At 71.0% G+C, this 23,837-nt stretch carries 25 protein-coding genes; 15 read left to right on the top strand and 10 right to left on the bottom strand.

Going from position 1 to position 23,837, the window contains the following annotated elements:
* From MZC64_RS07050 to MZC64_RS07065, 4 genes are all read left to right on the top strand, one after another.
* Positions 1 to 981: an ABC transporter ATP-binding protein gene (locus tag MZC64_RS07050; protein ID WP_247761079.1), complete on the top strand. Its 981-nt coding sequence runs from the start codon at positions 1 to 3 to the stop codon at positions 979 to 981.
* The gene (locus MZC64_RS07055) at positions 978 to 2,123 is read left to right on the top strand and encodes an ABC transporter ATP-binding protein (RefSeq protein WP_247761080.1); all 1,146 of its coding nucleotides are present in this window, start codon (positions 978 to 980) and stop codon (positions 2,121 to 2,123) included. Before MZC64_RS07050 ends, MZC64_RS07055 begins: the two co-directional genes overlap by 4 nt.
* Positions 2,124 to 2,143: 20 nt before the next feature.
* Positions 2,144 to 2,794, top strand: coding sequence for a class II aldolase/adducin family protein (locus tag MZC64_RS07060; RefSeq protein WP_247761081.1), 651 nt, complete (start codon positions 2,144 to 2,146; stop codon positions 2,792 to 2,794).
* A gap of 61 nt (positions 2,795 to 2,855) precedes the next feature.
* On the top strand, positions 2,856 to 3,653 hold the full coding sequence (locus tag MZC64_RS07065) for a lysozyme (protein WP_247761082.1): 798 nt from the start codon (positions 2,856 to 2,858) through the stop codon (positions 3,651 to 3,653).
* On the opposite strand, the gene MZC64_RS07070 is transcribed toward MZC64_RS07065, so the two are convergent.
* Positions 3,650 to 4,249 carry a DedA family protein gene (locus MZC64_RS07070; protein WP_247761083.1) on the bottom strand — a complete coding sequence of 200 codons (600 nt, stop codon included), beginning with the start codon at positions 4,247 to 4,249 and terminating at the stop codon, positions 3,650 to 3,652. The genes MZC64_RS07065 and MZC64_RS07070 overlap by 4 nt on opposite strands.
* 220 nt (positions 4,250 to 4,469) lie before the next feature.
* The gene (gene leuA, locus MZC64_RS07075) at positions 4,470 to 6,263 is read right to left on the bottom strand and encodes a 2-isopropylmalate synthase (protein ID WP_247761084.1); all 1,794 of its coding nucleotides are present in this window, start codon (positions 6,261 to 6,263) and stop codon (positions 4,470 to 4,472) included.
* Between the two features lie 239 nt (positions 6,264 to 6,502).
* Between leuA and MZC64_RS07080 the strand changes: the two genes are divergently transcribed.
* Positions 6,503 to 6,838, top strand: a complete 336-nt coding sequence (locus MZC64_RS07080) for a hypothetical protein (RefSeq protein ID WP_247761085.1) — start codon at positions 6,503 to 6,505, stop codon at positions 6,836 to 6,838.
* Positions 6,839 to 6,847: 9 nt separating this feature from the next.
* On the opposite strand, the gene MZC64_RS07085 is transcribed toward MZC64_RS07080, so the two are convergent.
* The 5 genes from MZC64_RS07085 to MZC64_RS07105 form a co-directional block, all read right to left on the bottom strand.
* A complete protein-coding gene (locus MZC64_RS07085; protein ID WP_247761086.1) occupies positions 6,848 to 8,122 on the bottom strand; it encodes an epoxide hydrolase family protein in 1,275 nt (424 codons plus the stop codon).
* Positions 8,123 to 8,206: 84 nt separating this feature from the next.
* Positions 8,207 to 8,611 carry a type II toxin-antitoxin system VapC family toxin gene (locus MZC64_RS07090; RefSeq protein ID WP_247761087.1) on the bottom strand — a complete coding sequence of 135 codons (405 nt, stop codon included), beginning with the start codon at positions 8,609 to 8,611 and terminating at the stop codon, positions 8,207 to 8,209.
* On the bottom strand, positions 8,604 to 8,882 hold the full coding sequence (locus tag MZC64_RS07095; RefSeq protein WP_247761088.1) for a type II toxin-antitoxin system Phd/YefM family antitoxin: 279 nt from the start codon (positions 8,880 to 8,882) through the stop codon (positions 8,604 to 8,606). Before MZC64_RS07095 ends, MZC64_RS07090 begins: the two co-directional genes overlap by 8 nt.
* 39 nt (positions 8,883 to 8,921) lie before the next feature.
* On the bottom strand, positions 8,922 to 9,524 hold the full coding sequence (locus MZC64_RS07100) for a nitroreductase family protein (protein ID WP_247761089.1): 603 nt from the start codon (positions 9,522 to 9,524) through the stop codon (positions 8,922 to 8,924).
* 18 nt (positions 9,525 to 9,542) lie between these two features.
* Entirely contained in the window at positions 9,543 to 10,727 is a 1,185-nt protein-coding gene (locus tag MZC64_RS07105; RefSeq protein WP_247761090.1) for a hypothetical protein, read from the bottom strand.
* Between the two features lie 206 nt (positions 10,728 to 10,933).
* On the opposite strand from MZC64_RS07105, the gene MZC64_RS07110 reads away from it, so the two are divergent.
* The 3 genes from MZC64_RS07110 to MZC64_RS07120 are packed head-to-tail and all read left to right on the top strand — an operon-like array spanning position 10,934 to position 14,766.
* Positions 10,934 to 12,199: an aspartate kinase gene (locus MZC64_RS07110; RefSeq protein ID WP_247761091.1), complete on the top strand. Its 1,266-nt coding sequence runs from the start codon at positions 10,934 to 10,936 to the stop codon at positions 12,197 to 12,199.
* A 2-nt stretch (positions 12,200 to 12,201) separates the two neighbouring features.
* On the top strand, positions 12,202 to 13,272 hold the full coding sequence (locus MZC64_RS07115) for an aspartate-semialdehyde dehydrogenase (protein ID WP_247761092.1): 1,071 nt from the start codon (positions 12,202 to 12,204) through the stop codon (positions 13,270 to 13,272).
* 30 nt (positions 13,273 to 13,302) lie between these two features.
* Complete coding sequence (locus MZC64_RS07120) at positions 13,303 to 14,766, top strand: gluconokinase (RefSeq protein ID WP_247761093.1); 1,464 nt, start codon at positions 13,303 to 13,305, stop codon at positions 14,764 to 14,766.
* A gap of 7 nt (positions 14,767 to 14,773) precedes the next feature.
* On the opposite strand, the gene MZC64_RS07125 is transcribed toward MZC64_RS07120, so the two are convergent.
* A complete protein-coding gene (locus tag MZC64_RS07125; RefSeq protein WP_247761094.1) occupies positions 14,774 to 15,688 on the bottom strand; it encodes an SDR family NAD(P)-dependent oxidoreductase in 915 nt (304 codons plus the stop codon).
* Between the two features lie 114 nt (positions 15,689 to 15,802).
* Between MZC64_RS07125 and MZC64_RS07130 the strand changes: the two genes are divergently transcribed.
* Positions 15,803 to 16,351, top strand: a complete 549-nt coding sequence (locus MZC64_RS07130) for a TetR/AcrR family transcriptional regulator (RefSeq protein WP_247761095.1) — start codon at positions 15,803 to 15,805, stop codon at positions 16,349 to 16,351.
* On the opposite strand, the gene MZC64_RS07135 is transcribed toward MZC64_RS07130, so the two are convergent.
* A complete protein-coding gene (locus tag MZC64_RS07135; RefSeq protein ID WP_247761096.1) occupies positions 16,348 to 17,541 on the bottom strand; it encodes an MFS transporter in 1,194 nt (397 codons plus the stop codon). The two genes, MZC64_RS07130 and MZC64_RS07135, sit on opposite strands and share 4 nt — an antisense overlap.
* A gap of 106 nt (positions 17,542 to 17,647) precedes the next feature.
* On the opposite strand from MZC64_RS07135, the gene MZC64_RS07140 reads away from it, so the two are divergent.
* The 6 genes from MZC64_RS07140 to MZC64_RS07165 all read left to right on the top strand — a co-directional run bounded on the left by MZC64_RS07140 (position 17,648) and on the right by MZC64_RS07165 (position 21,962).
* Positions 17,648 to 18,112, top strand: a complete 465-nt coding sequence (locus MZC64_RS07140) for a Fur family transcriptional regulator (protein WP_247761097.1) — start codon at positions 17,648 to 17,650, stop codon at positions 18,110 to 18,112.
* A gap of 5 nt (positions 18,113 to 18,117) precedes the next feature.
* A complete protein-coding gene (locus MZC64_RS07145; RefSeq protein ID WP_247761098.1) occupies positions 18,118 to 19,566 on the top strand; it encodes a catalase in 1,449 nt (482 codons plus the stop codon).
* Between the two features lie 48 nt (positions 19,567 to 19,614).
* Positions 19,615 to 20,199 (top strand): DUF1707 domain-containing protein, encoded by a 585-nt coding sequence (locus MZC64_RS07150; RefSeq protein ID WP_247761639.1) that lies wholly within the window; start codon positions 19,615 to 19,617, stop codon positions 20,197 to 20,199.
* Between the two features lie 73 nt (positions 20,200 to 20,272).
* Positions 20,273 to 20,878: an NADPH-dependent FMN reductase gene (locus MZC64_RS07155; RefSeq protein ID WP_247761099.1), complete on the top strand. Its 606-nt coding sequence runs from the start codon at positions 20,273 to 20,275 to the stop codon at positions 20,876 to 20,878.
* 25 nt (positions 20,879 to 20,903) lie between these two features.
* Complete coding sequence (locus MZC64_RS07160) at positions 20,904 to 21,440, top strand: LiaF domain-containing protein (protein ID WP_247761100.1); 537 nt, start codon at positions 20,904 to 20,906, stop codon at positions 21,438 to 21,440.
* A gap of 45 nt (positions 21,441 to 21,485) precedes the next feature.
* Positions 21,486 to 21,962 (top strand): DNA starvation/stationary phase protection protein, encoded by a 477-nt coding sequence (locus tag MZC64_RS07165; protein ID WP_247761101.1) that lies wholly within the window; start codon positions 21,486 to 21,488, stop codon positions 21,960 to 21,962.
* Between the two features lie 30 nt (positions 21,963 to 21,992).
* Here MZC64_RS07165 and MZC64_RS07170 read toward each other — a convergent pair whose 3' ends face one another.
* Positions 21,993 to 23,819, bottom strand: a complete 1,827-nt coding sequence (locus MZC64_RS07170; RefSeq protein ID WP_247761102.1) for a prolyl oligopeptidase family serine peptidase — start codon at positions 23,817 to 23,819, stop codon at positions 21,993 to 21,995.
* Between the last annotated feature and the right edge of the window lie 18 nt (positions 23,820 to 23,837).

Genomic DNA, 23,837 nt, shown 5'->3' on the forward strand with positions numbered 1-23,837 from the left:
ATGGCGCTGCTTGAGGTTCGTGACCTCAGCGTGGTCTTCCAGCGACACGGCGAGGAACCGTTCGCCGCGGTCGACGGGGTCAGTTTCGACGTGGCGCCCGGCCAGACGGTCGGGCTGGTCGGCGAGTCCGGCTGCGGCAAGTCGGTGACCTCGCTGGCCATCATGGGCCTGCTGCCCAAGCGCGGGGCCAAGGTCAGCGGTTCGGTGAAGTTCGAGGACACCGAGCTGTTGTCGTTGTCCGACAAGCAGATGCGCGATCGGCGCGGCCGGGACCTGGGCATGGTATTCCAGGACCCGCTGTCCTCGCTGAACCCGGTGATCCCGATCGGCATCCAGGTCACCGAGGTGCTGGAGCGGCACCGCGGCATGCAACGCAAGCAGGCGATGGTCGAGGCCAAGGACCTGTTGGACAAGGTCGGCATCCCGGACCCGACCCGGCGGCTGACCGAGTACCCGCACCAGCTCTCCGGCGGCATGCGGCAGCGCGCGCTGATCGCGATGGCGCTGGCCTGCCGTCCCCGGCTGCTGATCGCGGACGAGCCGACCACCGCGCTGGATGTCACCATCCAGGCGCAGATCCTGGCCCTGCTCAAGGAACTCGTGCAGGACACCGAGACCGCGCTGATCATGATCACGCACGATCTCGGCGTGGTGGCCGGGCTGTGCGACGAGGTCAACGTGCTCTACGGCGGCCGGGTGGTCGAGCGCGGGCGGCGGCACGAGCTGTTCGCCACGCCCAAGCACCCGTACACGCACGGGCTGCTGGCCTCGATCCCCCGGCTGGACGCCCCGCGCGGGGAGAAGCTGGTGCCGATCCGCGGTTCGGTGGCCGACAACATCCCGTGGACGCACGCGTGCGCCTTCGCGCCGCGCTGCCCGAACGCGCTGGACACCTGTGTCGAGGTGACCCCGGCGATGGAGTCCGAGGCGGATCGGTTGCTGCGCTGCCACAACCCGGTCCAGCAGGAGGTACCGGCATGACCGCCCCGGCAGAGACCGCCACCGGAGTGTCCACTGTGGACGACGCGCTGGTCACGGTGGAGGGACTCAAGGTCCACTTCCCGATCAAGCGCGGGGTGATCCTGGACCGCACGGTCGGCTACGTCTACGCGGTGGACGGCATCGACCTGTCGGTGCGCCGCGGCGAGACCTACGGCCTGGTCGGCGAGTCCGGCTGCGGCAAGTCCACCTTCGGGCGGGCGCTGCTCAAGCTCACCCCGCCCACCGCGGGCAAGGTGGTCTTCGACGGCGTGGACCTGTCCTCGCTCAAGGGCGAGCCGCTGCGCAAGATGCGCCGCCGGATCCAGATGATCTTCCAGGACCCGTTGTCCTCGCTGGACCCGCGCCAGTCGGTGGAGTCCATCCTGGTGGAGGGCCTGCGCGCGCACGATCTGGACAAGGGCAAGGCGGAGACCGGCAAGCGCCTGCGGGAGCTGCTGACCTCGGTCGGCCTGCCCAGCACGGCCCTGCGCAAGTACCCGCACGAGTTCTCCGGCGGCCAGCGGCAGCGGATCGGCATCGCTCGCGCGCTGACCGTGCAGCCGGACCTGATCGTGGCCGACGAGCCGGTGTCCGCACTGGACGTCTCGGTGCAGGCCCAGGTGGTCAACCTGCTGGAGGACCTGCAGGAACAGCTCGGCCTGACCTACCTGGTGATCGCGCACGACCTGGCTGTGGTCCGGCACATCTCCGACCGGGTCGGCGTGATGTACCTGGGCGGACTGGTCGAGGAGGCCGGTTCGGACACCCTCTACGCGGATCCGCTGCACCCCTACACCCGGGCGCTGCTGTCCGCGGTGCCGGTGCCGGACCCGCTGCTGGAGGACCGCCGCGAGCGCATCCTGCTGGCGGGCGACCTGCCCTCACCGGCCAACCCGCCCACCGGCTGCCGGTTCCACACCCGGTGCCCGTGGCGGCAGGCCAAGCGCTGCGACACCGAACGGCCGGTACTGCGCGAGATCGCGCCGGGACACCGGGTGGCCTGCCACTACGCCGAGGACATCAAGGCGGGACGGATCCGGCCGCACGAGGTCGAGCCGATCCTGGTGCAGGCCGATGACGGCATCTCGCCGGACACCGCGCTGACCGGGCCTGCCTCGGTCACTGAGGTGCTCGGGCCCTAGGTTCTGTCACCCTGGTTCCCGTGCGATATCAGGCGCAGCGCGAGGCAGTCGTGACGACGTGCCGGCGACTGGTCGAACAACGACTGGTCGTCGGCACGGCGGGCAACGTCAGCCTGCGCGTGGACGATCTTGTCCTGGTGACCCCCAGCGGGGTCGACTACGACCAGCTCACCCCCGAACAGGTCGGCCTGCACCGGCTGGACGGCCGGGCGGTCGAGGCGGAACTGGCCCCGACCAGCGAACTCCCCATGCACCAGGCGATCTACGCGGCCGGTGCCGCGCGGGCGGTCGTGCACACCCACTCGGTGGCCGCGACCGCGCTGAGCTGCCTGGTCGAGGAGATCCCGCCGATCCACTACTACCTGGGCATCTTCGGCGGTGCGGTGCGGGTGGCGCCGTACGCGCCCTACGGCAGCCCGGAACTGGCCGCGGCCACGGTGACCGCGCTCGGCGGCTCCTCGGCCTGCCTGCTGGGCAACCACGGCGCGGTGACGGTGGCCGGCACCCTGGCGCACGCCTTCCGCCGGGCCGCCTACCTGGAGTGGCTGTGCGAGGTCGCGCTGCGGGTGCTGGGCACCGGGATCACCGCGCGCACGCTCTTCGCCGCGGAGCTGGCCGAGGTGACGCCGCGGATCCAGCAGTACGGGCAGCACCCCGGCGATGAGATCTGAGTCTTTCGGGCCAGGCTGAAAAGCATGTCCGGGCACTGGGAGCCGCTCCCACACTCCGGACATGACCACACCCCTGCGCACCACCTTGGTCGCCCTGCTCGCGACCGTCGTCACCCTGGGCTCAGGCCTGCCGGCCCAGGCCGAACCCGGCAACCACGCCATGGGCTCGCAGATCGCCAAACACGAGGGCCGCTCCGCCCGGCCGGCCACCTTCGACGCCGCGGCCACGGTGCCCGGCATGGACGTCAGCAGCTGGCAGGGCAACGTCGACTGGGCCAGGGCCTGGGCGAACGGGGCCCGCTTCGCCTACGTCAAGGCCACCGAGAGCACCACCTACCGCAACCCGTACTTCAACCAGCAGTACGGCGGCTCGTACGACGTGGGCATGATCCGCGGCGCGTACCACTTCGCCGCGCCCAACCTGACCAGCGGCGCCACCCAGGCGAACTACTTCGTGGACAACGGCGGCGGCTGGTCACCGGATGGCCGGACGCTGCCGGGGGTGCTGGACATCGAGTACAACCCCTACGGCGGGGACACCTGCTACGGCGTCGGCCAGCGTGCGATGGTGACCTGGATCAGCGATTTCGTGCACACCTACCGGTCCCGGACCGGGCGCTGGCCGGTGATCTACACGGCCACCAACTGGTGGAACCAGTGCACCGGCAACCTGACCGACTACAGCCAGGTCAGCCCGCTGTTCATCGCCAACTACAGCGGCTCGCCAGGGCCGTTGCCGCAGCGCTGGCAGTACCACACGATCTGGCAGCACGCGGATTCCGGCGTCTTCCCCGGCGACCAGAACCTGTTCAACGGCACCTATGACCGGCTCAAGGTCTTGGCCACCAACCGGGACTAGGAGGCGAGCAGGGCTTCCAGCGCCTCGCGTTCGAGCCGGTCGGCCTCGTCCGCGCGGCGCTGGGCCCGCCGGACCAGCAGCGCCACCATCAGGCTGAGCACCGCGGCCAGCGCGATGGACAGCAGCAGGCCGAGCACCGGGTCGGAGGTCAGCTTGCCGCCGGTGTAGCCCAGCAGCGAGGCGTAGGTGGCCCACAGCGCGGAGCCGATCACCGCGGCCACGGTGAACCGGCGCGGACCCATCCGGAAGGTGCCGGCCAGCATCGCGCCCGCGATCCCGCCGCCGGGCACGAACCTGGCCGCGACCAGCACCGGCTCGCCGTGCTGCGCCAGCCGGGCGCGCACCCAGCGCACCGCGGTGGGCGTGCCGCCCTTGCGCCGCTCGAAGCGGTCCAGCGCGGGCGGGCCGAACCGGTAGCCGATCCGGAAGTTGATCAGGTCTGAGATCAGGCAACCGACCGCGGTGACCAGGATGACCACCGGCAGCGAGAGCTGTCCGTTGGCGGCGAGCAGTCCGGCGCTGATGACGAACGCCTCGGTCGGCGCCAGCGGAACGACCGCGACCAGGAAGGTCGCCAGCAGCAGCAGCTCAGGCACAGCGGTGAGGTTCACATCTCGCCCAACGTAGGGAACACGGTCGTGGCTCCGGCCGCGGCCGGTCCTTCAGTGACTCTTCAGCTGGCGCCAGCCGTGGCACTGAGCGGTCGATGGTGTCGCGCCCCGCCCCGCCGGGTCAAATCGGTGAGACCCGGGCCACCTGCGCGAAACCGCCGGACACCCCGGTGAACAGGGGTGCCCGGCGGCATGGAAGCGCAGGTCAGCGGTAGGCGCGGTTGATCGCGGAGACGATGGCCTTGAGCGAGGCGACCACGGTCGAACCGTCCACCCCGACGCCCCAGAGCACCCGGCCGCCCACGGCGCATTCCAGGTAGGAGGCGGCGCGGGCGTCGTCACCGGCGGAGAGCGCGTGCTCGGCGTAGTCCAGCACCCGCACGTCGTAGCCGATGGTGGTCAGCGCGTCCACGAAGGCCGCGATCGGGCCGTTGCCGCGGCCGCTGATCACCTGGGTGTCGCCGTCGACGATGACGGTGGCCTCGATGTCCTCGTTGCCCGAGCCGTCGTCGGTGAGCCGGTGCCGCAGCAGCGCCAGCGGTGCCTTCTTGTCCAGGTACTCGGTGGTGAAGACGTCCCAGATCTCCTTGGGCGAGACCTCGCCGCCCTCGGTGTCGGTGACCTCCTGGACGAGCCGGGAGAACTCGATCTGCAGCCGGCGCGGCAGGTCCAGGTGGTGCTCGGACTTCATCACGTAGGCCACGCCGCCCTTGCCGGACTGCGAGTTGACCCGGATGACCGCCTCGTAGCTGCGGCCCACGTCCTTCGGGTCGATCGGCAGGTAGGGGACCTCCCAGCGGAACTGGTCCACCTCGACGCCTGCGGCCGAGGCGTCGGCCTCCATCGCCTCGAAGCCCTTCTTGATCGCGTCCTGGTGGCTGCCGGAGAACGCGGTGTAGACCAGGTCGCCGCCGTAGGGGTGCCGCTCGGGCACCGGCAGCTGGTTGCAGTACTCGACCGTGCGCCGGATCTCGTCGATGTCGGAGAAGTCGATCTGCGGGTCGATGCCCTGGCCGAACAGGTTCATGCCCAGGGTCACCAGGCACACGTTGCCGGTGCGCTCGCCGTTGCCGAACAGACAGCCCTCGATCCGGTCCGCGCCTGCCTGGTAGCCCAGTTCGGCGGCGGCCACCGCGGTGCCCCGGTCGTTGTGCGGGTGCAGGGACAGCAGCACCGAGTCCCGGCGGGTCAGGTTGCGGTGCATCCACTCGATCGAGTCGGCGTAGACGTTGGGCGTGGCCATCTCGACCGTGGCGGGCAGGTTGATGATCGCCGGGCGGTCCGGGGTGGGCTGCCAGATGTCGGTGACCGCGTTGCAGACCTCGACCGCGTAGGCCAGCTCGGTGCCGGTGTAGGACTCGGGGGAGTACTCGAACCGGAACTCGGTGTCGGTGTTCTTCTCCGCGTAGGCCAGCACCAGCTCGGCGCCGTCGGTGGCGATCTTCTTGATCCCGGCTCGCTCCTGCCGGAACACCACCCGGCGCTGCAGCACCGAGGTCGAGTTGTAGATGTGCACGATCGCCTTGGGCGCGCCCTCCAGGCTGGCGAAGGTGCGCTCGATCAGCTCGGGGCGGCACTGGGTCAGCACCTGGATGGAGACATCGGCCGGGATCGCCCCGTCCTCGATGATCTCCCGCACGAAGTCGAAGTCGGTCTGGCTGGCCGCCGGGAAACCGACCTCGATCTCCTTGTAGCCCATGCGCACCAGCAGGTCGAACATGCGCCGCTTGCGCGCGGGCGACATCGGGTCGATCAGCGCCTGGTTGCCGTCGCGCAGGTCGACCGCGCACCACAGCGGGGCGGTCTCGATGCGCTGGTCCGGCCAGGTGCGGTCGGGCAGCGTGACCGGCTCGACGAACTCGTGGAAGGGCTTGTACCGGTGGATCGGCATCGAGCTGCCGAGCTGGGCGTTCCACGAGGGCTGACCGGCGGGCGCGGGTCGCGCGGGCGGCCGGATCCGGCTGGCGGCGGAGATGAACGCGTCAGAGTTGGTGCTCATGGGATGTGGTGGCTCCTGCTAACCGGGGGAGAGACCGGCGCGAACAACGCAGCCAGAACTCCGCGACGGGGGGCCGGTCTGGTCAGACCCCGTCGCGGCAGCGAAGGAGCAGACCGCGTGCCACGGGAGAACCCTAGCCCGCCGCCAGGCCGGTTGAGAAAACTGTCCCGGATCGTGGGAGTGTCGAGCACCCTACTCGCGGGTAGCCCGACCAGGGCGGACCTGCCAGACTGCGGCCCATGGCCGAACACTCCGAGCGCCGCCGCCACCGCGTGAATTCGGTCCTGACCAGGGCCAGGATCGTCACCGCGGTGGCGGCGGCACTGCGCTGGATCGGCACGATCATCGCGGTGGTGCTGGTGGCCCACGTGGTGCTCACCGTGGGCGGCGCCAACCCGGCCAACGCCATCACCCGGTTCGTGGCGGGCTGGGCCGACCCACTGGCGCTGGGCTTCCGCGACCTGTTCATGCCCGAGGACCCCAAGGCCCGGATCCTGGTCAACTACGGCCTGGCCGCGCTGTTCTGGCTGATCGTCACCGCACTGGTGGTCAAGATCATCCGTCGGCTCGGCTGAGCACCAGGGTCAGCGCAGGGAACGGAACGCGGCCCTGATCTCCCGGCTGAACAGCTCCGGCTGCTCCCAGGCGGCGAAGTGCCCGCCCTTGTCCACCTCGCTGAAGTGGATGAGCTTGCGATAGGCGCGTTCGGCCCAGCTGCGCGGCGCCTGGTAGATCTCGCCGGGGAAGACCGTGATCGCGGCCGGGATGGCGATGTCCACCGCGTTGAAGTTGTTCGCGTTGTTCTCCCAGTACAGCTGGGCCGAGGAGATCGCGGTGTTGGTCAGCCAGTAGAGCGTGATGTCGTCGAGCATCTCGTCCCTGGTCAGCGCGCGCTCGGGCACGCCGCCGCTGTCGGTCCACTGGGCGAACTTGTCGTACATCCACGCGGCCAGGCCGGCCGGGGAGTCCGACAGCCCGAAACCCACCGTCTGCGGCCGGGTGACCATCATCGCCGAGTAGCCGGTGTTCTTGCGGTAGAAGACATCCAGCTGATCGAAGGCCCGCCGCTCGGCGGGAGAGAGTCCGGGCGGCGCGGGTTCGCCGTTGGTGAGGATGCGGGCGATCTCCGGGGGCACGGTGGCCGGCATGTTGACGTGGATGCCGAGCAATCCGGGCGGGGCCAGCGCGGCGAGTTTGTCCGAGATCACCGCGCCCCAGTCGCCGCCCTGGGAGACGTAGCGCTGGTAGCCCAGGCGGCGCATGAGCTGGTGCCACGCCTTGGCGATCCGGTCCGGGCCCCAGCCGGTCGTGGTGGGCTGGGCGGAGAAGCCGTAGCCGGGCATCGAGGGCAGCACCAGGTGGAAGGCGTCCTCGGCCCGGCCGCCGTGCCTGGTCGGGTCGGTGAGCGGCCCGATGACCTTGAGCAGCTCCAGGATCGAGCCGGGCCAGCCGTGCGTGATGATCAGCGGCAGCGCGTCCGGGTGGCGGGAGCGGATGTGCAGGAAGTGGATGTCCAGGCCGTCGATCTCGGTCAGATACTGCGGCAACGCGTTGAGCCTGGCCTCGACCTTGCGCCAGTCGTAGCCGCTGCGCCAGTACTCGACCAGCCTGCGCAGCGTCGCGGTCCGCACGCCCTGGGAGTCATCGGCGACCGTCTCCTTGGCTGGCCAGCGGGTGTCCTGCAGCCTGCGCCGCAGGTCGACGAGCTGCCGCTGCGGGATGTGCACCTGGAACGGGCGGATCGGCCCAGCCGCCTCGGCCGAGGGGGCGGTGAGCAGGTTGAGTGGACCGGCCGCGGCCGCGCCGACGGTCAGTGCCGCCGTGCTGCCGAGAAAGGTGCGTCGGGGGAGTGCGGACATGGGGGTGGCTCCTTCGCCTGCGAAGAACTCCGTGTCCCCAACGAATCACCGGCCCGCGAACAACTCGTGCACGTCCGGTCTACGTCAGACCGCGACCACGGTGACCATGTCGCCCAACCCGGCGAAGTCGGCCACGTTGCGGGTGTAGAGCGGCAGGTCCCTGGCGGAGGCGATGGCGGCGATCATCAGATCCAGCCTGCGCGGCCTGGGACTCCGGTTGGCTTCCAGGGTCAGCGCGACCAGCGTGCCGTAGCGGGCGGCGGCCGCGCGGTCGAAGGGCAGCGGCTCGAACTCCACGATGGCCGCGCCGAGCTTCTCGGCCCGTGCCGCCCTGGTGGCCGCGTTCCTGGCCATGGCAACGCCCTGGTGCAACTCGGCCAGGGTGATCGAGGTGATCTCCGGGAACGAGGGCAGCACGGCCAGGTCGAGCTGATCGAGGTCGATGAACGCGCAGGTGTCCAGGACCCCTGCCTCGGGACGGTCAGCCACCGGCACGCGTCCACGGGTCATCGTCGTCGACCCGGCCCTCGGTGCCGAAGAACTCGTCGGCCTCCTGCCGCAGCTGCCGGGAGTCCACCCTGGGCAGCTTCCGGTGCCGCTCCACCAGTTCCTCGGCGGTGAGCCTGCGCCGACGGGACAGTGGGCGCAGTTCCGCCACCGGCACGCCGTTGCGGGTGACGTGGTAGGTCTCGCCCGCCTCCACCGCGTCCATGACGGAGGCGGAGTTGTTGCGGAACTCCCGCTGGGAGACGACCTTCATGGCACCAGCGTAGCACCGTGTAGCACGCTGAGCTACGCGTCAGAACGCCGGCTCGCCCCACTCGGTGAACACCAGCTCGTCCAGTGCCTTGCGGGTGCGCGGCCGGGCGTCCCGCTCCAGCAGACGGGGGTCCGCGGTGGCCGGATCGGCCAGCCTGCCCACCGAGATCACCACCACCGGGTCCAGCTGCTCCGGCAGCGAGAACACCGCCTTCGCACCCGGCCTGCTGAACCCGGCCATCTGGTGCGCGACCAGGCCCTCCGACACCGCCTGCAGCACCAGGTTCTGCGCGGCCAGGCCAAGCCCGTACTCCGCGTACGGCATCGGCTTGCCCTCCTCCAGCTCGGTCACCGCGATGCCCAGGATCAGCGCGGCGGAGGCACTCGCCCAGCGCTTGTTGCCCTCGGTCAGGGTGTCGGTGATCTTGGCGAAGGTCTCGTCGCCGCGGCGGCCCAGCAGGAACCGGGCCGGCTGGGTGTTGCCCCAGGACGCGGCCCAGCGGGCGGCCTCGAACAGGGCCCGCAGCTGGGTGTCGCTGACCTCGGCGGCCGGGTCCAGGGCACGCGGGCTCCACCGGGTGGAGATCAGCTCGTGCACCGGGACGCTGGTGGTGGCCGTGGGGTGGGCCGCGGTCTCGGTCAAGGCAGGGACCTCCGGAGGTCAGATCGCGTACGGCCAGGCGGTGATCGAGTAGGCGCCGAACCAGGAACCGAACAACAGCAGCAGGCCCAGCGCCACCACCATGGTGCCCGGACGTCTGCGGGCGAGCAGCACCGCGGCCGGGATCAGCAGGGCCATCGCCGGCACCAGCAGCCTGGCCTTGGAGTTCATCAGGCCGTTGGAGCCGATGCTGAGGAACATCACCCCGGCCGAGTACACCATCAGCGGCCAGGGCAGCCGCTGGTGCAGACCCAGCGCGAACAGCACCAGGGTGAGCAGCAGGATCCACACCGTGGCCACCTCCAGCACCGAGCGGGCCGAGGAGAGCACGTCCAGGCTGAACCGCAGGGTGGCCAGTCCGCCGTCGAACTGGGAGTCCCAGCCGCGGGCCTGCAGCGCCAGCCAGCCGTCCCAGCGGCCGGTGCGGGCGCCCACCCAGGTCAGGTAGCCGAGCAGCCCGGCCGGGGCCAGCGCCAGGGTCACCCAGGGCCGCCAGCCGTCCCGGCGGCGGATCACCGCGACCAGCGCGGCCAGCATCACCGCGGCGACCAGGGCGGCACTGGTCGGGCGGACCAGGCCCGCGGTGGCGCAGCCCAGTGCCGCCAGCAGCCACTCCCGGTCCACCAGCCACAACAGGGTCCACACCGCCAGCGCGGAGAACAGCGCCTCGGAGTAGGTCATGGACAGCACCACCGACATCGGCGAGGCCGCGAACAGGACCAGCAGCACCAGCCCGCAACGCCAGCTGCCGCCGATCCGCTCACCCAGCCGGACCAGGCCGTAGGCGCAGACCAGCCCGCCGATCACGTTCACCGCGAAGGCCGCCGCGACCAGGCTGACGCCCGGCAGCTCGCCCGCCGCGCGGACCAGCATCGGGTACCCCGGGAAAAACGCCAGCGGGGTTTCCTCGCTACGCCGCCCGAACGCGTCCACCAGCGAGAACGGCACCTTGTCGTAGCCGCTGGCGCTGATCGAGAGGTACCACTGCCCGTCCCAGGCGGTGAGCGCGCCGGTCACGCTGATCCGGTTGCGCCCGGCCATCCACTGCACCACCAGCAGGCCGACCTCGCGGATGGCCAGGTAGAGCACGGCCGGGGCGAGCAGCCGGATCAGCCTGCTGTGCTCCCAGCGGGCGGGATCCCGCCACAGCGGACGGCGTTTTTGGCCAGATGTGACCGATCCCACCGGAGACGCCTCCGGCTCGGTTCCCACCTGCGCAGCCGACACAGAATCCCTCCGCCCCAGCGGTTCCGGGCAACTTCCTGACGACATTTTTGCCCTTATCTGACTACCGGACCCCATCCCGCGCGCGGGTAGGCTGCTCGCGAGTGTGGACCTGCGTCCTCGCAGGTTAGTGCCGGTGCGTGTGGCTTCGTGGGAGGTGCGGTTCGGTGGCGCTCGTCGTCCAGAAGTACGGCGGATCCTCGGTGGAGACCGCTGAGCGGATCAAACGGGTGGCCGAGCGCATCGTCGAGACCCGAAAAGCGGGCAACGACGTGGTCGTGGCCGTCTCCGCGATGGGGGACACCACCGACGACCTGCTGGACCTCGCCAGCCAGGTCGCCCCGGTGCCGCCGGCCCGCGAGATGGACATGTTGCTCACCTCGGGTGAGCGGATCTCGATGTCGCTGCTCGCGATGGCCATCCACGCCCTCGGCGCGGAGGCCCGCTCCTACACCGGCTCCCAGGCCGGGGTGATCACCACCTCGGCGCACGGCAAGGCGCGGATCATCGACGTCACGCCGGGCCGGATCCGGGAGGCGCTGGACCAGGGCGCGATCGCGATCGTCGCCGGTTTCCAGGGCGTGAGCCAGCACAGCAAGGAGATCACCACCCTCGGCCGGGGCGGCACCGACACCACCGCGGTGGCGCTGGCCGCCGCGCTCAACGCCGATGTGTGCGAGATCTACACCGACGTCGACGGCGTGTTCAGCGCGGACCCGCGGATCGTGCCGGACGCCAAGCATCTTGAGCAGATCACCTACGAGGAGATGCTTGAGATGGCCGCCTGTGGCGCCAAGGTGCTGCACCTGCGCTCGGTGGAGTACGCGCGGCGCAACGGGATGCCGATCCGAGTTCGCTCTTCGTTCAACAACAAGCCCGGCACCCTGGTGACCGGGTCGATGGAGGATCTTGCCGTGGAGCAGGCGTTGATCACCGGCGTCGCGCACGACCGGTCTGAAGCCAAGATCACCGTGACCGGTGTGCCCGACCACCCCGGCGTGGCCGCCCGGATCTTCCGGGTCATCGCCGACGCCGAGCTGGACATCGACATGGTGGTGCAGAACGTCTCCCGTGCGGTCAGCGGCCGCACCGACATCACCTTCACGCTGCCGCGCACCGGTGGCCCGATCGCGGTCGCCGCGCTGGACAAGGCCAAGCCGGAGATCGGCTTCGAGTCCGTCGCCTACGACGAGCACGTCGGCAAGGTCAGCCTGATCGGCGCTGGCATGCGCTCGCACCCCGGCGTGACCGCCACCTTCTGCGAGGCGCTGGCCAAGGTCGGGGTCAACATCGAGATCATCTCCACCTCGGAGATCCGGATCTCGGTGATCTGCCGGGACACCCAGCTCGATGACGCGGTCCGCGCGCTGCACGGGGCATTCGACCTCGGTGGCGACGAGGAGGCCGTGGTCTACGCCGGAACGGGGCGCTGAACATGAGCCACAACGGACCTGTGCTCGCCCTGGTCGGCGCGACCGGCGCGGTCGGCACCGTCATGATCGACATCATCAACGGCCGGGAATCCGTGCCGTGGGGCGAGATCCGGCTGATCGCCTCGGCCCGCTCGGCTGGCAAGAAGATCACCGTGCGGGGCGCGGACCTGACCGTCATCGCGCTGTCCCCGGAAGCCTTCGACGGCGTGGACGTCGCCATGTTCGACGTGCCGGACGAGGTCTCCGCGGAATGGGCGCCGATCGCGGCCGAGCGCGGCGCGGTCGCGGTGGACAACTCCGGCGCGTTCCGGATGGACCCGGAGGTGCCGCTGGTGGTGCCCGAGGTCAACGCCGAGGCCGTGCACAACCGGCCGCGCGGCATCATCTCCAACCCGAACTGCACCACCCTGTCCATGATGGCCGGACTGGGCGCGCTGCACCGGGAGTACCAGCTCACCGAACTGGTGGTGGCCAGCTACCAGGCCGTCTCCGGCGCGGGCCAGTCCGGCGTGGACCGGCTCTACGCCGAGATCGCCGCGGTGGCCGGCCAGGCGGTCGGGGAGAAGGCGGGCGACGTGCGCGCCGCGCTGGAGGCGGCCGGGCTGGTGCAGTCCGAATCGCCGTTCCCGGCGCCGATGGCCTTCAACGTGGTGCCGTGGGCGGGTTCGCTCAAGGACGACGGCTGGTCTTCGGAGGAGCTGAAGGTCCGCAACGAGTCCCGCAAGATCCTGGGCATCCCGGACCTCAAGGTCTCCGCGACCTGCGTGCGGGTCCCGGTGGTCACCACGCACTCGATGGCCGTGCACGCCACCTTCGCCCGCGAGGTCACCGTGGAGCAGGCGCGCAAGCTGCTCGGCGCGCAGCCCTCGATCGTGGTGGTGGACGACCCGGCCAACGGCGAGTACCCCACCCCGGCCGACGTGGTGGGCGGCGACCCGACCTACATCGGCCGGATCCGCCAGGCGCTGGACTTCCCGAACACCCTGGAACTGTTCGTGTGCGGGGACAACCTGCGCAAGGGCGCGGCGCTGAACACCTACGAGATCGCCGAGGTCATCGTCACCCAGGCGTGAACGCCGGAGCCGCCCCGGTAGTTTCGGAATATGACCATGGGCGACGGCGTGGTGCTCGGCATCGATCTCGGCACCACCGCGACCAAGGTGGTGGCCGCGGACCGGCGAGGGCGGGTTGCCGCCCTCGCCGAACGCGGCTACCCCATGCGCACCGATCAGCCCGGCCTGGCCGTGCACGACCCGGACCGGGTGCTGCAGGCGGCGCTGGACGCGGTGCGTGAATGCGTGCAGACCTGTGCCGCCCCGGTGCGGGCACTGGTCTTCACCGGGGCCATGCACACCCTGATCGGCCTGGACGCTGACTACCGCCCGATCACCCCGTCGCTGAGCTGGGCGGACAACCGGGCGATCGACCAGGCCGCCCGGCTGCGCCGCGATCCGGCCGCGGCGCAGCTGCACCACGCCACCGGCACCCCGGTGCACCCGTTCGCGCCACTGGCCAAACTGGTCTGGTTCGCCGAGCAGGATCCGGACACCAAGCCCGCGTTCTGGTGTTCGCTCAAGGACTTCGTGCTGCACCACTTCACCGGCAGGCTGGCCACCGAGCACTCCTACGCCTCCGGCAGCGGCCTGATGAACATCCACCGGCTGGCCTGGCATCAGCCCTCGCTCGACCTCGCCGGCATCACCGCGGATCAGCTGCCCGAACTGCTCGCCCCGACCGACACCCTGCCGCTGCGCGCCCAGATCGCCGAGGCCACCGGCCTGCCGCAAGGGCTGCCGGTGGTCGCCGGCGGCGGCGACGGACCGCTGGCCAACCTGGGGGTCGGCGCGATCCGCCCCGGCATGGCCGCGCTGTCCCTGGGCACCAGCGGCGCGATGCGGGTGGTGCGCACCGAACCCGGCGTGGACGAACGCGGCCGCACCTTCTGCTACGGCATCGCCGAGGGCTACTGGGTGCTCGGCGGCGCGGTCAGCAACGGCGGCGTGGTCAGCCAGTGGGCCGCCGACCTGGTCGGCGAGGAGGACATGGGCGACCTGCTGACCGAGGCCGCCGCGGTGCCGCCCGGCGCGAACGGCCTCTTCGCCCTGCCCTACCTGCTCGGCGAACGCGCGCCCTGGTGGGACCCGGACCCGCGTGGCCTGCTGCTCGGCCTGCGCCGCGACCACGGCCGGGCCGAACTGACCCGCGCCCTGGTCGAGGGGGTTGCCCAGCAGCTGGCCCTGGTCCGGGACGCGGTGCGGGACACCGGGGCCGCGGTCACCCCGGTGCGCGCCACCGGCGGCGCGTTCCGCTCGCCACTGTGGGGTCAGCTGATCGCGGCCGCCCTGGACACCGACCTGGAGATCACCGAGGACAGCGAGGGCTCCGGCCTGGGCGCCTGCCTGCTCGGCTGGCGGGCCCTGGAGGTGCTGCCGTCCCTGGAGGCCGCCGCCGGGCTGATCACGCCCAGCGAGACCGTGCACCCGGACCCGGACCTGGCCGAGCACTTCGCCACCGCCCGGCCCCGGGTCGAGCGGACCTACCTGGCCTTGCGCGATCTCATGAGTTGATGCCCGATCAGGAGTTGAGCAGAGCGACCGAGACATCCCACAGCCGCTTGGCCGCCTCGGTGTCCAGGGCGTAGGAGGCCACGCCGGCCCGCCGCTCGCCCGGCACGTTCGGCAGCGCCTCGTTGCTGTCCTCGAAGTAGCGGCCGCTGATCCCGGCCACCAGCGGCGAGCCGGCCAGCAGCACCGAGGTCGCCGCGCCCTGCTCGGTGGTCTTCCACTGCATGCCCGAGCTGGCCACCATCTCCTGGAAGCCAGGGTCGCTCTCGACGTGCCGCTGCAGCCCGGTGCGGATGCCGCCCGGCATCAGCGCGTTGACCTCGATGCCGTCCGCGGCCCAGCGCTGCGCGCCCTCCACCGCGAAGAGGATGTTCGCCGTCTTGCTCTGGCCGTAGGCCACCCACGGGTCGTACGGGCGGCGCTCGAAGTGCAGGTCCTCGAAGTCGACCCCGCTCATCAGGTGCGCGGAGGAACTGACCGAGACCACCCTGGCGCCACCGGCCGCGGCGAGCGCGCGGTGCAGGCCCAGGGTGAGGCGGAAGTGGCCGAGATGGTTGGTGCCGAACTGGAGTTCCCAGCCCTCCGGGGTGCGGGTCAGCGGCGAGGCCATCACCCCGGCGTTGTTGACCAGGATGTGCAGCGGGCCCTGCCAGTCCGCGGCGAAGGCGGCCACCGAGGCCCGGTCGGCCAGGTCCAGGTGCGCGGCCCGGGCGCCGACCTCGGCGGCGACCTTCTCGGCCGCCTCCAGGTTGCGGGCGGCGATGGTGACCTCGGCGCCGGAGTGCGCGAGTGCCCGCGCGGTCTCCACGCCGATGCCGGAGGCGCCGCCGGTGACGATGGCGCGCTTACCGGTCAGGTCCACTCCGGCGATGACCTCGGCGGCGGTGGACTCACGGGTGAACGGGGTGGTCGAACGAGTGCCCATGACAGCGTCCTGTTCTGCGTCTAAGCTCTAACCGGAGGACCCTCCGGTGACTCCAAGCTAACCGGAGGGCTCTCCGTTTGACAGGTGATCTGGGTCACAAGAGTGGAGCGAGGCATGCGCGCGGACGCCCAGCGCAACCGGGAGAAGCTGCTGAAGTGCGCGGTCCGGCTGTTCTCCGAACGCGGTCCCGAGGTGGCCCTGGACGCGGTCGCCAAGGAGGCCGGAGTCGGCATCGGCACGCTCTACCGGCACTTCCCGACCCGCGAGGCGCTGATCGAAGCGGCCTACCGCAACGAGCTGGCCGAGGTGTGCGAGGCGGCGCGGGAGTTGCTCGCCGAGCTGCCCGCTGATCAGGCCCTGCGTGCCTGGATGGACCGCTTCCTGGCCTACTGGACCACCAAGTCGGGCATGTCCGCCGCGCTCAACGCGGTGATCGCCACCGGCGCCAACCCGTACGAGCAGAGTCGGGACCTGCTGGACTCGGCCATCCGGCTGCTGCTGGCCCCGGCCGCCGAATCGGGCGCGCTGCGCACCGATGTGGCGCCGGAGGAGGTGCTCTTCGCGATCAGCGGGGTGGCACTGGCCACCGCCGCGATAGGCCACCGCGAATTGGCAGGCCGCCAGCTCGACCTGATCATGGACGGCCTGCGCTACCGCCCCTAGATCGCGGTTTCGGCCTTGGCCGCCGCCCGGTTGGCCGAGGCGCGGAACAGCGTCCAGGCCACGATCGCCGAGAGCAGTCCGGCCCCGCCCACCGCGACGAAGCCCCAGGGCGGTCCGGCCAGGTCGATGGCCAGGCCGGCCAGTGGCGCGCCCAGCGCGCTGCCCGCGGTCAGCGCGGAACCGTGCAGGCCCAGCGCCTCGCCGCGCACCGACTCCGGGGTCAGCCTGCTGACCTCCTCGGAGGTGGCCGCGATGGTCGGCGCGCAGAGCAGTCCGGCTGGGATCAGCATCAGGCCGAGCAGCCACCACTGGTCGGCGAAGGCCACCGGGATGGTGCACAGGCCGAGCAGGCCCATCAGCACCAGCGACGGGTAGGAGCGGTGCATCGCGCCGTAGACGAAACCGCCGATCAGCGAGGCCAGGCACCAGATCGGGATCACCGCGCTGGTCCAGGGCAGCTGACCGGCCTCGCGCAGCACGCCCACGATGGCCAGGTCGCTGCCGGAGAGCACCAGCACCGCGCCGGTGGAGGCGGCCAGCACCGCCAGCATCCGGGTGGTCAGCCAGCTCGACCGCGGCGGCCGCGGGCCGGTGGCCACCTCGCTGGTGCTGCTGCGGGTGGCCGGGTTGAGCAGGAACAGCCCGATCCCGGCGAGCACGATGCAGCTGCCCACGCCGATCATGGCCACCTGCCCGGACAGGCCGGTCACCACCACCACGCCCAGCGCGGGCCCGACCATGAACGCCGCCTCGACCACCATCGAGTCCAGCGAGAACGCGGTCCGTCGCTGCGCCTCGGGCACCAGCGCGGCCATCGCCTGCCGGGAGATCGAGTGCACCGGCAACGCGAACAGCCCGCCGAAGACCGCGGTGGCCAGCAGTCCGGTCAGGCCGAGCCAGGGGCTGGCGAACCAGAACACGCCCTCGACCACGGTGGTCATCAGGATCACCGGGCGCAGGCCGACCGAGTCCACCATCCGGCCCAGCAGCGGCGAGCCGACCGCGAGCCCGATGGTCACCGCCACCGAGACCACCGCAGCCCAGGTGTAGCTCTGCCCCAGGTCCTGCAGCACGTGCAGGTTCAACACCATTGGCCCTGCCGCGATCGGGGTCCGGGCCAGCAGGGTGACAACGACCAGGGGACGGACGCCGGGCAGCGCGAACAGGCGGCGGTAGGGCTCGATCGGCACCTGTGCATGGTGACTGGCGGCACCGACAGTCGTCCAAGAGGTTTCCCGGGCCAGCCTCGGGCCTTTTCTTGACTCATTCCAGAAAAAGTGGTGGAGTGATGCTGTCATGAACACCGAGACCACCCCGCTGCCACCCGATGCCCGCGACCGGCTCCGCTCGGCCGGACTCCGGGTCACGCAGCCGAGGATCGCGGTGCTCGAGTGGCTCTCCGGTCACCCGCATTCGACCGCCGACCAGGTCGCCACGGCCACCAGGGCCCGGCTGGGCACGGTGTCCACCCAGGCCGTCTACGACGTGCTGGCCGCGTGTACCTCGGCCGGGTTGTTGCGCCGGATCGAACCGGCGGGCCACCCGGCCCGGTTCGAGACTCGGACCGGGGACAACCACCACCACCTGGTGTGCCGGATTTGTGGGCACACCGAGGACGTCGACTGCGTCCGCGGCCAGCGGCCCTGTCTCGACCCCTCCGACACCGCGGGCTTCGCGGTGGACGAGGCCGAGGTCGTGTTCTGGGGCCGGTGCCCGAACTGCCTGGCCGCCGGCGCGGAGGATCACCACCACGAGGAGTGAACAGCGTGACCCAGCAGCGGTACACCACGACCAACGCGGGTATCCCGGTCGCCAGTGACGAGCACTCGCTGACCGCGGGCGCCAACGGGCCGATCCTGCTCCAGGACCACTACGCCATCGAGAAGATGGCCCAGTTCAACCGCGAACGCGTGCCGGAACGGGTGGTGCACGCCAAGGGCGGCGGCGCCTTCGGGTTCCTGCAGATCACCGAGGACGTCAGCCAGTTCACCAAGGCCGCGCTGTTCCAGCCAGGAGTGCGCACCGACGCGCTGGTGCGCTTCTCCACCGTGGCCGGGGAACTGGGCTCGCCGGACACCTGGCGGGACCCGCGCGGTTTCGCGCTGAAGTTCTACACCCCGGAAGGCAACTACGACCTGGTCGGCAACAACACCCCGGTCTTCTTCATCCGCGACCCCAGCAAGTTCTCCGACTTCATCCACTCGCAGAAGCGCCGCGCGGACAACGGCCGCCGCGACCACGACATGCAGTGGGACTTCTGGTCGCTGTCCCCGGAGTCCGCGCACCAGGTCACCTGGCTGATGGGCGATCGCGGCATCCCGAAGAGCTGGCGGCACCAGAACGGCTACGGCTCGCACACCTACCTGTGGGTCAACGCCGGTGGCGCGAAGTTCTGGGTGAAGTACCACTTCAAGACCGACCAGGGCATCGAGTTCCTGACCTCGGCCGAGGCCACGCACATCGCGGGCACCGACGCCGACTACCACATCGCCGACCTGTGGAACTCGATCTCCGGCGGCAACGCGCCGAGCTGGACGCTGTACGTGCAGGTCATGCCGTATGAGGACGCCGCGGACTACCGGTTCAACCCGTTCGACCTGACCAAGGTGTGGCCGCAGGGGGACTACCCGCTGACCAAGGTCGGCAGGCTGGTGCTGGACCGCAATCCGGACAACTACTTCGCCCAGATCGAGCAGGCCGCCTTCGAGCCGTCCAACCTGGTGCCCGGCATCGGCCCGTCCCCGGACAAGATGCTGCTGGGCAGGTTGTTCTCCTACCCGGACACGCACCGCCACCGGATCGGTCCGAACTACATGGACCTGCCGGTCAACCGCCCGCAGTCGCCAGTGCAGTCCTACTCGAAGGACGGCGCGATGCGGTACCAGAACATCAGCGACCCGGTGTACGCGCCGAACTCCTACGGCGGGCCCAAGGCCGACGGGCAGCGCTTCCCGGACGAGGCGGACGGCTACGGCGTGACCGGCGAGATCGTGCGCTCGGCCTACGCGCTGCACCGCGAGGACGACGACTTCGGCCAGGCGGGCACCCTGGTGCGTCAGGTGATGGACGAGGCGGCGCGGGCGCGGCTGGCCGACAACATCACCGGACACCTGGGCAACGGGGTGTCCCGGCCGGTGCTGGAGCGGGCGCTGGCCTACTGGCGCAACGTGGACAAGACCCTGGGTGACAAGGTCGCGGAGCGGTTCACCGGCTGAGCGATCCGGCCTCACCGGATCGAGGGTTCTACTACCCTCGGTCCGGTGATGCTGCCAGGGCAGGACCCGTTGGAGGAGACCAAACGCGCGACCCAGACCGCGCTGGAACGCGCGGTCGGCGAGGGCAGGTTGACCCTGGAGGAGTTCACCGCCCGTGCCGACACGGTGTGGCGGGCGCAGGATCCGGCCGAGATCGCCCGCGCGGTGCAGGACCTGCCCGCGCCGGTCCTCCCGCCCGCGCCCGCAGCGGCCGTGGCCAAGGTCAGCACCAAATCGATCTTCGACGATGTCCGCCGCAGCGGCCGGTTCACCCTGCGTTCGGGCACCACCATCAGCGCGATCTTCGGCGACGCCAAGGTGGACCTGCGGCAGGCGGTGATCAGCGAGCCGGTGGTGGAGCTGACCGTGTTCAGCTGCTTCGGCGATGTGGTGATCACCCTGCCCAAGGGGATCAACGCCGAGGTCAACGGCTCGGTGGTGTTCGGCTCGGAACGGGTGGAACTGTCCGGGGAGCCCGCGCTGCCGGGCAGTCCGCTGCTCCGGATCAACGCGCGGTCGATCTTCGGCGACGTCAAGGTGCGCGACCAGAGCTTGACCGAGCGGGTGAAGAACTGGCTGGACCGGCTGTCCTAAAGGCCAGTTGACCTCCAGCTGGCTGGAGGTCGTACCGTGCTGGGCGGGTCGGCCGAAGGAAGGAACTACTCGTATGACGGTCACCGTGGTGGGCATCGGCGGATCGCTGCGCGCGGACTCCCAGTCCCAGCGCGCGCTCGACCTGGTGCTGGCCGGGGCCCGCGAGGCTGGCGCCAAGACGGTCGCCTTCACCGGGCCCGACCTGGTGCTGCCCTTCTACGACCCGGGTATGCCGGAACGCCCGGAGAACGCGATCCGGATGGTCGAGGCGCTGCGCACCGCCGACGGCGTGGTGCTGGTCTCGCCCGGCTACCACGGCACGGTCTCCGGCCTGGTGAAGAACACCCTGGACTACATCGAGGACCTGCGCGGCGACGAGCGCCCGTACCTGGACGGCCGTGCGGTGGGCTGCGTGGCCACCGCGATGGGCTGGCAGGCCGCGGTCACCACGCTCACCGCGCTGCGCTCCATCGTGCACGCCCTGCGCGGCTGGCCGACCCCGCTGGGCGCGGCGCTCAACTCCCGCGAGGTCAGCTTCGACCTCGGCGGCGGCTGCACGGACACCCAGGTCAGCGACACTCTGCGGACCATCGGGCAGCAGGTGGCCGAGTTCGCGCTGCGCGGCCGGAATCAGCCTGAAGGCCGACCAGGGGCGCTACTTCGCGACGACGAACGCTGACCAAGTCCGTGGTTACCGTGGCCTGGTGACGCAGCCACCCTTCGAGCCGGCCCTCGACCTGGTCAAGACCCGGGCGCAGACCACGCTGGAACGCGCGGTCGGCGAGGGCAGGCTCACCCTGGACGAGTTCACCGACAAGGTCGACCTGGTCTTCCAGGCCACTGACGAAGCCGGCGTGCAGGCGGTGGTGGGCACGCTGCCCGCCCCGCTCACCCCGGCCACCACCGTGGTCAGCCGGCAGTCGATCTTCGACGACGTGGCCCGCGGCGGCCGCTTCGCGCTGCCCACCGGCGCCACCGTGTCCTCCTTCTTCGGCGACGTCGAACTGGACCTGCGCCAGGCGGTGATCACCGATCCGCTGGTCGAGGTGCACACCTGGAGCTGGTTCGGCGACATCGAGGTCACCGTGCCCGAGGGGGTCGAGGTCGAGGTGAAGAGCGGGCTGATCTTCGGCGACGAGGTGGTCGAGCTGGCCGACGTGCCGCCGGTGCCGGGCGCCCCCAAGATCCGGATCAAGGCCTGGACCACCTTCGGCGACGTCCGGGTGGTTTCCGCGGCCTGAGCGCGGGAAGACCTGCTCGTGTCCCCGGATGCGAGGAGGCTCGACGTGACCACCAGCCCGATCACCAGCCCACTCGGCCAGGCCGAACGTGAGCGCACCGGCGAGGTGCTGCAGGCCGCGCTGGTCGACCTGATCGACCTGTCCCTGGTCGCCAAGCAGGCGCACTGGAACGTGGTCGGCCGCCAGTTCCGCGATGTGCACCTCCAGCTCGACGAGCTGGTCACCGCCGCCCGCGGCTACTCCGACCAGGTCGCCGAACGCGCCGCCGCGATCGGCGTCTCCCCGGACGGCCGGGTCACCACGGTGGCCGAGACCACCGGCGTGCCCGCGTTCCCGGCTAACTGGAAGCAGGACACCGAGGTCATCGGCGCGATCGTGACCACGCTGGGCACCCTGGTGCAGCGGATGCGGGTCCGGATCGACGCCACCGACAAGACCGACCTGGTCACCCAGGACCTGATCATCGAGATCACCGGCAAGCTGGAGGAAGCGCACTGGATGTGGCAGGCCCAGCTCGCCTGAGCCGGACCCGCCACCAGTGCGCGACCGGTCTCACCCGGTGGCGAGAATCCGCCGGGCGAAGTCGATCTCGGCCGCCGTCTGGCGCATCGTCTCGGCCACCACCAGCGAGCCGTGGCCCGCGTTGTACCGGTAGACCTCGTAGGCGGCGCCACGCTCGGCCAGCCGGTCCAGGTAGTTCTCGATCTGCCGGATCGGGCAGCGCGGGTCGTTCTCGCCGGCCAGCACCAGCACCGGCGTGGTCACCTTGTCCACGTAGGTGATCGGCGAGGACGCCTCGTACCGCTCCGGCAGGTCCGTCGGCGAGCCGCCGAACAGCGCCCGGTCGTAGGCCCGCAGCGGCTCCATCTCGTCCTCGTAGGCGGCCACGTAGTCGGCCACCGGCACGCTGGCCACCCCGGCCGCCCACAGCTCGGGCTGGGTGCCCACGGCCAGCAGGGTCAGGAAGCCGCCCCAGGAGCCACCCGCAACCACGCACTTGGCCGGGTCGGCCAGACCGGAGCCGACCGCCCAGGCGTGCACCGCGGCCACGTCCTCCAGTTCGGTCAGGCCGGGGCGGCCCTCGATGGCGTCCCGCCACACCGAGCCGTAGCCGGTGGAACCGCGGTAGTTGATGTGCACCACCGCGAACCCGGCGTCCACCCAGGCCGCGCGGTAGGCGGAGAACCGGTCCTCATCCGCCGAGTGCGGCCCGCCGTGCAGCTCGAACACGGTCGGGAACGGGCCCTCACCGGCAGGCCGGGTGACCAGCGCGTGCACCGTGCCGCCGGGCCCGTCCACGAACGCGTCGTCCAGCGGCACGCTCTCCGGGGCCCGCTCGCCCTGCGGCTCCAGCAGCACCCGGTCCACCCCGTCCGGGCCGATCGCGCGCACCGCGGGCGGCTGGCCGGAGTAGGACCAGGAGTACTCCACGGTGCCGTCCGGGCGGACCTCGGCCGAGCTGACCACACCCCGTGCGGTGTCCACAGTGGACAGTTCGCCGGTGCTGAGGTCGTAGCGGTGCAGGGTGTTGCGGGCCTGGTAGGTGTGCGAGATCAGCAGCGCGCTGCCGTCGGGGTACCAGTCGCCGACGATCTCACCCGGCAGGTCGATGGTCAGCTCGACCTCGGTGTCGGCCGCCACGTCCCAGAGCAGCAGCTCCTCCCGGCCGCGGCGCTCGTGCAGGATCAGCACCCGCTGATCGCCCGGCACCGGGCTGAAGGCCAGCGCGTCCAGGCCCTTGCCCTTGCCGTCCCACTTCTCCGCCACCGCGCCGCCGTCGGCGGTGCGCAGCACCCGCAGCGCCGGGTGCCGGGAGTCGCCGTGCTCGGAGTGCGAGATGACCAGGAACGTCTCGTCCTTGGCCAGCGAGCCCACCCCGCCGTCGTGCTCGTTCTGGTAGACGATCTCCGACGGCGCGCCGTCCCGGGAGATCCAGATGGTGGTGCCGTCGTCGGTGGCGGTGCCCAGGGCGACCACCTTGCTGCCCAGGGCCAGCCCGGCCGGGTAGGCGTCCGGGGTGCCCGGCAGCGCGGGCGCCGGGTCAGCGCCGCCGCCGTAGGGCTCGCTGACCCAGTGCCCGAACTCGTCGCCGTCGGTGTCGGCGAACCACCAGATGTGCTCGCCGTCGGGGGTGAGCGTGGCGTGCGTGGTGCCGTTCTTGCGATCGGTCACCTGCCGGTGCGCGCCGGAGTCCCGGTCCCAGGTGTAGACCTCCCAGACCCCGCCGAGGTTGGAGATGTAGAGGCTGCGCTGCGGCGCGTCCTCGGCCCAGCCCGGTCGCGACACCCTGGGTGCCGCGAACCGGGCCCGCCACCTCGCCTCGGCGGCCGGATCGGCGAAGAGCTGGTCGGGAACCTGTGCGGTCGGATGCTGGCTCACACCCCGATCCTAGAGTCC

This window comes from Crossiella sp. S99.2, from assembly GCF_023094165.1.
Taxonomy (GTDB): Bacteria; Actinomycetota; Actinomycetes; order Mycobacteriales; family Pseudonocardiaceae; genus Crossiella.